At 62.1% G+C, this 11,208-nt stretch carries 12 protein-coding genes and 1 pseudogene; 4 read left to right on the plus strand and 9 right to left on the minus strand.

Annotated elements, in window-relative coordinates; genetic code table 11:
* Positions 1–278: 278 nt before the first annotated feature.
* Positions 279–488: a tautomerase family protein gene (locus tag NKH03_RS25335; protein ID WP_352866351.1), complete on the minus strand. Its 210-nt coding sequence runs from the start codon at positions 486–488 to the stop codon at positions 279–281.
* A gap of 73 nt (positions 489–561) precedes the next feature.
* On the minus strand, positions 562–1,482 hold the full coding sequence (locus NKH03_RS25340) for an SMP-30/gluconolactonase/LRE family protein (RefSeq protein ID WP_352971327.1): 921 nt from the start codon (positions 1,480–1,482) through the stop codon (positions 562–564).
* A gap of 301 nt (positions 1,483–1,783) precedes the next feature.
* On the opposite strand from NKH03_RS25340, the gene NKH03_RS25345 reads away from it, so the two are divergent.
* On the plus strand, positions 1,784–1,951 hold the full coding sequence (locus tag NKH03_RS25345; protein ID WP_013528833.1) for a hypothetical protein: 168 nt from the start codon (positions 1,784–1,786) through the stop codon (positions 1,949–1,951).
* Positions 1,952–2,212: 261 nt separating this feature from the next.
* Here NKH03_RS25345 and NKH03_RS25350 read toward each other — a convergent pair whose 3' ends face one another.
* From NKH03_RS25350 to ccmA, 4 genes are all read right to left on the minus strand, one after another.
* Positions 2,213–2,791 carry a DsbE family thiol:disulfide interchange protein gene (locus tag NKH03_RS25350; protein WP_352971329.1) on the minus strand — a complete coding sequence of 193 codons (579 nt, stop codon included), beginning with the start codon at positions 2,789–2,791 and terminating at the stop codon, positions 2,213–2,215.
* Positions 2,788–2,955 (minus strand): heme exporter protein CcmD, encoded by a 168-nt coding sequence (gene ccmD / locus NKH03_RS25355; protein ID WP_352971330.1) that lies wholly within the window; start codon positions 2,953–2,955, stop codon positions 2,788–2,790. The genes NKH03_RS25350 and ccmD overlap by 4 nt, the downstream gene beginning before the upstream one ends.
* A 133-nt stretch (positions 2,956–3,088) precedes the next feature.
* Complete coding sequence (ccmB, locus tag NKH03_RS25360) at positions 3,089–3,754, minus strand: heme exporter protein CcmB (RefSeq protein WP_352971332.1); 666 nt, start codon at positions 3,752–3,754, stop codon at positions 3,089–3,091.
* Between the two features lie 57 nt (positions 3,755–3,811).
* Complete coding sequence (gene ccmA / locus NKH03_RS25365) at positions 3,812–4,429, minus strand: heme ABC exporter ATP-binding protein CcmA (protein WP_352971335.1); 618 nt, start codon at positions 4,427–4,429, stop codon at positions 3,812–3,814.
* 281 nt (positions 4,430–4,710) lie between these two features.
* Here ccmA and acnA point away from each other — a divergent pair, with 281 nt between their 5' ends.
* Positions 4,711–7,401, plus strand: coding sequence for an aconitate hydratase AcnA (gene acnA, locus NKH03_RS25370; RefSeq protein ID WP_352971337.1), 2,691 nt, complete (start codon positions 4,711–4,713; stop codon positions 7,399–7,401).
* Between the two features lie 80 nt (positions 7,402–7,481).
* Here acnA and NKH03_RS25375 read toward each other — a convergent pair.
* A pseudogene (locus NKH03_RS25375) lies at positions 7,482–7,805 on the minus strand (ceramidase domain-containing protein); the annotation flags it as partial.
* 163 nt (positions 7,806–7,968) lie between these two features.
* On the opposite strand from NKH03_RS25375, the gene NKH03_RS25380 reads away from it, so the two are divergent.
* The gene (locus tag NKH03_RS25380) at positions 7,969–8,739 is read left to right on the plus strand and encodes a DUF1223 domain-containing protein (protein WP_352866370.1); all 771 of its coding nucleotides are present in this window, start codon (positions 7,969–7,971) and stop codon (positions 8,737–8,739) included.
* A 433-nt stretch (positions 8,740–9,172) separates the two neighbouring features.
* The gene (locus tag NKH03_RS25385; protein ID WP_352883015.1) at positions 9,173–9,559 is read left to right on the plus strand and encodes a DUF2794 domain-containing protein; all 387 of its coding nucleotides are present in this window, start codon (positions 9,173–9,175) and stop codon (positions 9,557–9,559) included.
* A 141-nt stretch (positions 9,560–9,700) separates the two neighbouring features.
* Here NKH03_RS25385 and NKH03_RS25390 read toward each other — a convergent pair whose 3' ends face one another.
* Together NKH03_RS25390 and NKH03_RS25395 are read right to left on the minus strand one after the other, a co-directional pair.
* On the minus strand, positions 9,701–10,279 hold the full coding sequence (locus NKH03_RS25390) for a GNAT family N-acetyltransferase (RefSeq protein WP_352866375.1): 579 nt from the start codon (positions 10,277–10,279) through the stop codon (positions 9,701–9,703).
* 107 nt (positions 10,280–10,386) lie between these two features.
* On the minus strand, positions 10,387–11,166 hold the full coding sequence (locus tag NKH03_RS25395; protein ID WP_352971339.1) for a Bax inhibitor-1/YccA family protein: 780 nt from the start codon (positions 11,164–11,166) through the stop codon (positions 10,387–10,389).
* Between the last annotated feature and the right edge of the window lie 42 nt (positions 11,167–11,208).

Genomic DNA, 11,208 nt, shown 5'->3' on the forward strand with positions numbered 1-11,208 from the left:
CGTCGCAAGGAAGCTTCTCGTCGTCCTAAACGCCATCATTCGAGACAAAAAAGCTTTCGCATGAACACAGTTGCCATGCCGCGACCTTTGCCGGAGAATGCTGCGGTTCAGGAGGGGCGCAAGATAGCCCGACATTCCGCGAGCCGTACAACAAACAGAATTGCACCGTTGTCGTGCTCGAAAGTCGCGGCAGGATCCTAGGGTCTCCGCGACGTCGCTTCGCGACTGCTCCGCCCTAGGATGACGAAGGCGTGGGGCTGGGCCACCACGTCTTCGAACTACTTCTTCCCCCTCAGCGTCTCCACATCCGTCTTCCCGACATACCAATCGCGCGCGTTGACCTCCTCGAAGACCACCCAGACATCGTCGTTACCCAGTCCGGTGGCCTCCATGATGGCCGCCGTGACCTTCTTGGCGATATCCGCCTTCTTGCCCGCCGGATCGGCTGATATCACTTCCTTGACGATGCGGATGTTGACGAATGGCATTTTGTCCTCCCGGGGATGTTCGTGCTCGCGAGCCGCTTCGACGAAACTATCGAACGGTCGCCAGTGCTTTGTCTCAATAGGTCTTGGCGCCGTTGACCATCAGCCGCACCATGTAGAGCGAGGTGGTGCCGGCGATGTAGAGGCAATTCAGCTTGTTGCCGCCGAACACGCAATTGGCGGTGACTTCCGGCACCTTGACCTTGCCGATCAGCGTGCCGTCCGGATCGTAGCAATGGATGCCGTCGGCGGCACTGGTCCAGATGCGTCCGTCCTCGTCGAGCCGGAAGCCGTCGAACAGGCCGGCGGTGCAGTCGGCGAAGACCTTTTCGCCCGACACCTTCTTGCCGCCCTTGCCGACATTGAACACCCGCATATGCGCCGGGTTCTGCGCACCGTGCGTGCGGCCAGTGTCGACGACATAGAGCTTGCTCTCGTCGAGCGAGAAGGCCAGCCCATTGGGCCTGACCATGTCGGTGATGACGGCTTCGACCTCGCCGGTGCCGGGATCGACCCGGTAGACATGGCAGGCGCCGATTTCGCTCTCGGCCTTGTCGCCTTCATAGTCGGTGTCGATGCCGTAGCTCGGATCGGTGAACCAGATCGAGCCGTCCGACTTCACCACCGCGTCGTTGGGCGAGTTCAGCCGTTTGCCCTTCCATTTGGCGGCGATGGTGGTGACCGAGCCGTCGAACTCGGTGCGGCTGACCCGGCGGCCGGAATGCTCGCAGGTGACCAGCCGGCCCTGCCGGTCAACAGTGTTGCCATTGGAATTGCCGGATGGCTGCCGGAAGACGCTGACATTGCCGTCGGTCTCGTCATAGCGCAGCATGCGGTTGTTGGGGATGTCGGACCAGACGACATAGCGGCCGGCGGCGAACCAGGCCGGTCCTTCCGCCCACTGGCATCCGGTGAACAGCTTCTCCACCTGGGCGTTGCCGTTGAACAGGCGCGCGAAGCGTGGATCGAGAATTTCATAATAGTCTGCGGCCGCCATAGTTTTCCTCCCGGCATCAGGTGAGATCGGATCAAGCCAGCCGGCGATCGATATGGCAAGATCGATCGGTGAAATCGTCGGCGGTCTCCTGCGGACGTGATCGAGGAATGCCGCGTTAATGGCTCTTAACCTGGGTTAAGCAGGCTTAACCCAGGTTAAGCGGGCTTAACCGGCTATGCGCCAGACGCAATGGTGCATTGCAACATCTTCTTTTTGCAATGCACCATTACTATGTCATGCTTCGTATCGATCAAGGGAGGAATAACGGCCGCGCAAATGCGGCGCCAAAAGGAACCTTGCTATGATCCTCGACAGTCTCATGACCCGCGCTCGCAACAGCATTGCCAAGCGCAAGCACTACAACCGCCTTGTCGCCGAAATCGACAGCTTTTCCAGCCGCGATCTGGCCGACATGCGCGCCGACCGCTCGGAAATGCTCTACCAGATCCACAAGCAGATCTACGGCTGAGTAGTATTCGGTCGACCTATCACGTTCGTCATCCTTGGGCGTAGCGACGCGAAGCGGAGCGAAGACCCAAGTATCCATGCCGTGATTTTCGAGCACCACAGCGGTGCAGAATTTGTTTTGCGATGACCCGTGATTTCGCGCTAAAAAGCGCGCGTTTCGGACCGCCGCATTTCCGGGCGAATGTCGCGGCATGGATCCTAGGGTCTTCGCCGCGTCGCTCCGCTCCTTGCTTTGCCCTAGGATGACGAAAGCGAGTGACCGTCAACCCGGCACCGCCAGCGCCTTTTCAATCTGTGGCAGCAAGAGATCCCTCGCCGTCTCGGGTGTCAGTGGGCCGACATGCTTGTAGGCGATCTTGCCGTCCTTGCCGATGACGAAGGTTTCCGGCACGCCGTAGACACCCCAGTCGATCGCCGTACGGCCGGCTTCATCGACCCCTATCGCCTGGAACGGGTTGCCGAGATCACCGAGGAACCGGCGGGCGTTTTCCGGCTGGTCCTTATAGTTCAGCGCCGCCATGACAAAACGCTTGTCCTGCGACAGCGCCAAGAGCACCGGATGCTCTTCGCGGCACGGCGCGCACCACGACGCAAAGACATTGACCAGCGTGACCTTGCCGGCGAAGGCTTTCGAATCGAGCCCTGGCAAGTTCAAGCCCTCCAGCGCCGGCAGGTTGGTCAGCGGTGCCGGCAGGCCGATCAGGGCCGACGGCACTTCCGAAACATCGCGCCCCGACAACAGCTGCGACAGGAACAGTCCCGCCAAGCCGAGGAAAATCAGCAGCGGCAAAAGCACGAACAGGCGGCGACGCGGCGGCGGCGTTTCCGTTTCGGTGCTCATGGCTTGGCGGCCTTGTCGGAGCGACGTCGCACGCCGGCCGCTTCAAGCTCGGCGAGTTCGCGCTTGCGCGCCCGCTGGTCTATCAGGATCCAGCCGATCAGCCCGATCAGCACCACGGCGGTGACACCATAGGCTGCGGTCACGTAGAGTGCATGCGCGCTCATACGGCAGCCCCCGCCAAGGTGCGACCTTCCAAACCGATCATTACATCCAGTTCGAACATGCCTTCCCTTAGCCTCGCCTCGTCTGCTTCGCAATCGGTCGCCGCGCCGCAGCCTTCGCGCTCATGCCGCCACTTCAATCCGTTCCGTGGCGCAGTGCCAGCGCCGCCGAGACCGGGCCCAGCACGCCAAGAAACAGGGTCAGCGCGGCAAGAATGAGGAAGGGCTGCAGAAACGGATCGGGGTCGGCCGTCGCGCCATAGCTCGCCGAAACGCCGAAGATCAGCACCGGAATGGTCAGCGGCAGTACCAGCACCGAGATCAGCAGCCCGCCACGCGGCAGCGCCACCGCCACCGCGGCACCGGCTGCACCGATGAAGGTGATTGCCGGCGTGCCGACCAGAAGGGTCAGCGCCGTGGCGCCGATGCCGAGTGGTTCCATATTCATGAACAGCCCGAGCAAGGGCGCGGCGATGACCAGCGGCAAAACGCTGCCCGCCCAATGCGCCAGGCATTTCGTCAGCACCGTCAAGGCCAGCATGTGTCGGTCATTGCCGAGCACCAAGAGATCGAGCGAGCCGTCCTCGCGGTCGGCTTGGAACAGCCGGTCGAGCCCAAGCAGGCAAGACAGCAGCGCGCCGATCCACAGGATCGCCGGGCCGATGCGGGCAAGCAGCTTGAGATCCGGCCCTACCCCGAACGGGATGGTGGCGATGACGGCGAGGAAAAAGATGACGCCGGTCAACGCGCCGCCGCCGGCACGGATGTTGAGGCGGATGTCGCGGAGGAAGAGCGCTAGCATGATTTGAGCTGTTCGGCAGGACAGAGGGGGGTGGGACGGAATGCCAACATCACCGCACTATCCCATCACCAATTCCGCCGCGCTCGAAATCCCTAGCGGCAGATGCGTCGCCGCAACGATCATCCCTCCGCCTTCGAGATGCCGCGTCATCAACCCCGCGAACCGCCCCTCCGAAGCCTTGTCCAGCCCCGCCGTCGGCTCGTCGAGCAGCCACAGCGGCCGATGGCTGACCAACAACTTGGCGATCGCCGATCGCCGCCGCTGCCCTGTCGAGAGATAGCCGAACGGCAGGTGGCCGATGCCGCCCAGTCCGACCGTTTCAAGCGCCTCTTCGACGCCGAGCTGCCCATCGCCGTTGAAGTCGCGCCAGAAGTGCAAATTCTCCGCCACGCTGAGCGCCGGCTTCATTGCATTCTGATGGCCAAGGTAATGACAGGCCGACGCGACCGACGGAAACGCCTCGCCCCCGTCTTCAATCGTCATAACGCCTTCGATCTTCACGCTGCCTTCCGCCACCGGAAGCAGCCCGGCGATGACCCGCAGCAAGGTCGATTTGCCCGACCCATTCGGCCCTGTGACGACAAGCGCTTGACCATCCTCCAAGGCAAAGCCGATGCCCGAAAACACCGTGTCGCCGCCGCGTTCGCCGCCCAGATTTTCGGCGATCAGCCGCATCCCTCGCCTGCCCTGAAAACCATGTGTCGCGGCAGCTGCCGCATCGCACAAATTTGCTTTCCAACTGTCTAGAACTATTCCAGAAAATTCTCTATATGCGGTGCATCCGTGCCAGCGGTCGGCGCGGGAACAGAATTAGCGCCGAACCAGCGCACGCGCCGCCTTGAACGGCTCGGGTTGCTTGGGAACGGACAGCGGAAATGGCCGTACCCGCACCTTTGCGCGTGATTGCATGCCATCGGCGTCCGTTCCCTTTCAGGCTGAACAGACAAGGATCGCACGTGTCAAAATCCCTCGACAGTTTCAATTGCCGCCGCACGCTGACCGCAAGCGGCGCGGAATATGCCTATTTCGACCTCATCGAGGCCGAGAAGAACGGGCTTACCGGCATCTCCCAGCTGCCCTATTCGATGAAGGTGCTGCTGGAGAACCTGCTGCGCAACGAGGACGGCCGCTCCGTCACCAAGGAGAGCATCCAGGCGGTTGCCGGCTGGCTGACCGACAAGGGCACCGCCGGCGTCGAGATCGCCTATCGCCCGGCCCGCGTGCTGATGCAGGATTTCACCGGCGTTCCGGCCGTGGTCGACCTTGCCGCCATGCGCGACGCCATGGCCTCGCTCGGTGGCGATCCGCAGAAGATCAACCCGCTGGTGCCGGTCGACCTCGTCATCGACCATTCCGTCATCGTCGACGAATTCGGCACGCCGATGGCGTTCGCTCGCAATGTCGAGCTCGAATATGAGCGCAACGAGGAACGCTACAAGTTCCTGAAATGGGGGCAGCAGGCGTTCCGCAACTTCCGCGTCGTGCCGCCCGGCACCGGTATCTGCCACCAGGTCAATCTCGAATATCTCGGCCAGGTGGTGTGGACCAACACCGAGGATGGCGAAACCACAGCCTATCCCGACACCTGCGTCGGCACCGATTCGCACACCACCATGATCAACGGCCTTGGCGTGCTCGGCTGGGGCGTAGGCGGTATCGAGGCCGAGGCGGCCATGCTCGGCCAGCCGGTCTCCATGCTTTTGCCCGAGGTCATCGGCTTCCGCCTCACCGGCAAGCTGAAAGAAGGCGTCACCGCCACCGATCTCGTGCTCACCGTCACCCAGATGCTGCGCAAGAAGGGCGTCGTCGGCAAGTTCGTCGAGTTCTTCGGTCCGGGCCTCTCCAACATGACGCTGGCCGACCGCGCCACCATCGGCAACATGGCGCCCGAATATGGCGCCACCTGCGGCTTCTTCCCGGTCGACGCGGAAACCATCCGCTACCTCACAATGTCCGGCCGCAGCGAAGACCGCATCGCGTTGGTCGAGGCCTATGCCAAGGCGCAGGGCCTGTGGCGCGACACCGGCTCGGCGGACCCTGTCTTCACCGACCAGCTCGAACTGGAACTCGGCTCCGTCGTGCCGTCGATGGCCGGCCCCAAGCGGCCTGAAGGACGCGTTGCCCTGGAAGGCATTCCGGAAGGCTTCGCCAAGGCGATGGAGACCGAATACAGGAAGGCGGCCGAGATCCACAAGCGCTACGCCGTCGAAGGCACCGATCATGATCTCGGCCATGGCGATGTCGTCATCGCCGCCATCACCTCCTGCACCAACACCTCGAACCCGAGCGTGCTGATCGGCGCCGGCCTCCTGGCCCGCAACGCCAACCGCCTCGGGCTGAAGCAGAAGCCGTGGGTGAAGACCTCGCTGGCCCCCGGCAGCCAGGTGGTCGCCGAATATCTGGAGAAATCCGGCCTGCAGAAGGAACTCGACCAGATCGGCTTCAACCTGGTCGGCTTCGGCTGCACCACCTGTATCGGCAATTCCGGCCCGCTGCCCGCGCCGATCTCCAAGACCATCAACGACAAGGGCCTGATTGCCGCCGCGGTGCTCTCCGGCAACCGCAACTTCGAAGGCCGTGTCTCGCCCGACGTGCAGGCCAACTATCTGGCGTCGCCACCGCTGGTCGTCGCGCACGCGCTGGCTGGCACTGTGACAAAGGATCTCACGACGGAGCCACTCGGCGAGGACAAGGACGGCAAGCCGGTCTACCTCAAGGACATCTGGCCGAGCTCGGCCGAGATCCAGGAGTTCATCGAGAAGAACGTCACCCGCGAGCTGTTCGCTCGCAAATATGCCGACGTCTTCAAGGGCGATGAGTATTGGCAGAACGTCAAGGCGCCGGAAGGCCAGACCTATGCCTGGGACGACAACTCGACCTATGTACAGAACCCGCCCTATTTCGCCGGCATGACCGCCGGTTTCGGCACGATCGGCGACATCAAGGGCGCCCGCGTTCTTGGCCTGTTCGGCGACAAGATCACCACCGACCATATCTCGCCGGCGGGCTCGATCAAGGCGGCTTCACCGGCCGGCAAATACCTCACCGACCACGGCGTCGGCGTCGCCGACTTCAACCAGTACGGCACAAGGCGCGGCAACCATGAGGTGATGATGCGCGGCACCTTCGCCAACATCCGCATCCGCAACCACATGCTGGGCGAGAACGGCCGTGAGGGTGGCTACACCATCCACTACCCGTCGAAGGAAGAGGAATCGATCTACGACGCGGCGATGGAATACAAGAAGGAAGGCGTGCCGCTGGTCATCTTCGCCGGCGTCGAATACGGCAACGGTTCGTCGCGCGACTGGGCGGCCAAGGGAACCAATCTGCTTGGCGTCCGCGCGGTCATCGCCCAGTCCTTCGAGCGTATCCATCGCTCGAATCTGGTCGGCATGGGCGTTATTCCCTTCGTCTTCAAGGATGGCACGTCCTGGGCCTCGCTCAATCTCAGGGGTGACGAACTGGTCGAGATCGATGGCTTGAGCACCATCAAGCCGCGCCAGACGATGATCGCCAAGGTCACCTATGGCGACGGCACGGTGAAGAACGTACCGCTCATCTGCCGCATCGATACTCTGGACGAACTCGACTACTTCAAGAACGGCGGCATCCTGCAATACGTGCTGCGCGATCTGGCGGCTTAGGGAATAGGGACTAGGCAGTAGGGAATAGACACCCCTACTGCCTACTGCCTACTGCCTACTGCCTGTCTTCGGCGATCGCCTTTGCCCCATCGCATGCCGAGGAAACGGCGCGGGTTGAACAACGTGTAGGCGAGCGTGAAACCGGCGATCGGCGGCACGTCGGTCCAGACCGTGCCCTTGGCGGCAAAGGTATGGAAGATCGTCGAACCGATGCCGATTGCCACCACCCACCAGGCCAGCACTTCGGCGAAGGTTCCGGTGCCCAGCCTACGCACCTCGCGCACGCCCCACAGGCCGGCGGCTATGAAGGCGAGGTTCGTCAGGGCATTGACCGGCTCGGACCAGAATTCCGGCCCCGTCCGCTCGCAATAGGGATCGACCGGCGCCAAAAGGGTTTGCCACATCGTGATTGCCGCCCGAATCGGTTTCTATCCTGAAGCGCGGAGCTTCCTGTTGCTGTCGGCCGCAATGGCAAAATTTCACCGCAACGTGACTTCCCGTTGACTTCCGGTTCTGCCACATATTTCAGCAATCAAGACAAAGCCGGCACCACCGGCGGGAATCGGAATGACCATGGCCTCGCGAAAAACATTGTGGCTGGCAGCCCTTGCGCTGGCCCTCTCGGCGTTTGCCGGCGCCGGGCATGCCGGCGAAGCTGACAAGCCTCAGATCGACAAACCATTGGGCGTGGTCGAATTGTTCACCAGTCAGGGCTGCAGTTCCTGCCCCCCGGCCGATGCGTTGTTCGCCGAGTTCGTTGCCAAGGAAGACATCGTCGCGCTCGCCTATCATGTCGACTACTGGGACTATCTCGGCTGGCAAGACACGCTGAGCCGCAAGGAGAACACCGAGCGGCAATATGACTATATGCGCGCCTTCGGCAGCCGCTCCGTCTATACACCGCAGGCCGTCATCAACGGCCGCGTCCACGTCAACGGCGCCAGCCGCGTCGAGGTCGATGGCGCGCTCGCCCGCATGGCCAAGAGTGGCGAAGGCATGCGCGTCGCCATCAAGGTCAGCCGCACCAGCGACCGCGTCATGATCGACGCCGGCGATGCCGGCAGCGGCCCCAGCGATGCCCACGTCGTCATCGTCTATTTCGACCCGCCGCGGACGATCAAGATCGGCAAGGGCGAGAACACCGGCCGCATGATGACCTACTGGAATGCGGTCACCGGCATCCAGACCGCCGGCATGTGGCACGGCAAGGCACAGCGCTACGAACTGCCGATGAGCGAGATCGCCAAGAAGGGCGGCTGTGCCGTGCTGCTGCAGTCGGTCGGCAAGGACGGCATGCCCGGTCCCATTCTTGGCGCTGCGTTTATTCACAAGCCATAGAGGCCACTTTCCTTCTCCCTTGTGGGCCCACAAGGGGAGAAGGAAAGTGCCCAGATATGAAAAAACCGACGTCAGCTTGCTTCTGACGTCGGTCATTTAGGTTTTGGGATCGTCGCACCCGGTTCTTCCGAGGAAGAGCCGAGGTTGGTTCGATCCGACGCAGACCCGTGGGCGGGGGGCTTGGGGTTTACGAGCCGGTGCCGGACCGAACCGTCTCAGGCAACGCCGGTAAATTCGTCGGACATTGGGGCATGAGCGCGGATAAAAAAAGGCAGAAATGTGGCGAAGCATCACCAATTCCAACAAGGCGTTTCATAAAAGTGACTGGACGTTGCGAAAACAGCGCGGCACCGCCCTGCTTCGCCGGGTCTTGCAATTCAGCCGCGAACACGCCAACTTTGGGTGGCAAAGATTCATTTTGAAGGATCGAGGCATGACCGATGACAGCGGCGGGATGGGGGATGGGGACGCATCCGCAATATTGATCCCGCTGCACGAGGCGCGACGCGAGCGCCTCGATCAGCCGGTGCGGTTCGACCGGCGTGAGCTGGACCAGATCCTCAGGCTCTACGGACGCATGGTCGCCGCCAACGAATGGCGTGACTACGCCATCGATCATCTCACCGACCGCGCTGTGTTTTCCGTGTTCCGCCGCACCAGCGAAGTGCCGCTGTTCCAGATCGTCAAGGACCCCAAGCTGGCCCGCAAGCAGGGCGCCTTTGCCGTCATTGCCGCCGGTGGCCGCATCTTGAAGCGCGGCCAGGAACTCGGCCGCGTGCTTGGGATATTCGACAGCAAGCTGAAGCTGGTTGAGGCCTGAGCGGGGAATTGAAGAAGGGGAATTGAAGAACTGGAGAACTGGAGAACTGGAGAACTGATGAGTGGGAGAAAAGGCCCGCAGCACTATATATAGCCGCTGTTTCTTTTATTCTTCAGTTCATCAATTCTTCAATTCCTCAGTTCATTTCCCTCCAAGGCCCTCGCGGAACTTCTGCTCCGGCAGCGATTCGGGGTCAGGCGGCGCCGATGCTCCGCCATTCAGCGACAGCTGCATGAAGACCGTGTCCAGCCACCGCCCGTGCTTGTAGCCGGAGCCTTCAAGGCGTCCCGAATGGCGAAAGCCGAGTTTCTCGTGCAGCCGCACCGAGGCGCTGTCGGCATGGCCATCGCCGATCACCGCGATGATCTGGCGAAAGCCCGCTGCTTCCACCGCCTCGATCAGGCTTTGCATCAGCTTGAGCCCGACGCCCTGGCCCTTGGCCTCGGGCGCGATATAGACCGAATCCTCGACGATGAAGCGATAGGCCGGGCGTGGCCGGAAGGCACCGGCATAGGCATAGCCGAGCACGGCGCCGTCCTTCTGCGCCACCAGATAGGGAAAGCCGCCGGCCATCAAACTGTCGAATCGGACGCCCATCTCGGCGCGGCTGGGCGCCTCCAGCTCATAGCTCGCCGTGCCTTGCGCCACCGCGTCGGCATAGATTTCCGTGATCCGGTCGAGGTCGGCCGCTGTCGCGGGCCGAATCGTGATATTGCTCATTCTTTACGCAAACCCTTTGTCTGCTTCGATAACAGCAAAGGCCAGCACAAAAGAAAAGGGCGGCCGTTGGGCCGCCCTTCTGGAACTCGATGGTCCAGCGCTACTGATTAGCGGCGATCGCCCATGAACTGCAGCAGGAACATGAACAGGTTGATGAAGTCGAGATAGAGCCTCAGCGCGCCCATGATCGCCTTGCGACCGGCGACATCCGAAGCGTCGCCCACGAAATACATCTCCTTGATCTTCTGCGTGTCATAAGCGGTCAGGCCGGCGAAGATCAGCACGCCGATCGCCGAAACGGCGAAGGAAAGCGCCGACGACTGCAGGAAGATGTTGATCATCATTGCGATGATCAGACCGAACACGCCCATGATCAGGAACGAGCCCATCGCGGTCAGGTCGCGCTTGGTCGTGTAGCCATAGAGCGACAGCGCGCCGAAGCCCGCGGCGGTGGCGAAGAAGGTCTGCGAGATGCTGGCCGTGGTGTAGACCAGGAAGATCGACGACAGCGACAGGCCGACAAGGCCGGCATAGACCCAGAAGGTAGTCTGCGCCGCCGAAACGCTCATCGACTGAACACGGAACGACAGGAACATCACCGCGGCGAGCGGGGCGAAGATCACTACCCATTTCAGCGGCGAGCCGAAGATCGCATAGCCGAAGGAGGTCAGCATCTCGCCGCTCGGCAGCGTCGCGACAGCCGAAGCCGGATCGGTGGTGGTAGCCAGCATGATCGTGCCGACAGCGGCAAGACCGGTGATGAGGAGGCCAAGCCCCATCAGATTGTAGACCTTGACCATGTAGGCGCGCAGGCCCTGGTCGATGTCAGCACCGACGCCGACGCCGGGCACGGCGCGCGTCTGGTAGTTGCGAATGGGATCAGCCATTGTAGTCCTCTATTTGCTTCTGCCCCGTCCGGTGTCAGGTCC

It is taken from the genome of Mesorhizobium sp. M1406 (assembly GCF_040317555.1).
Lineage (GTDB): Bacteria > Pseudomonadota > Alphaproteobacteria > Rhizobiales > Rhizobiaceae > Mesorhizobium.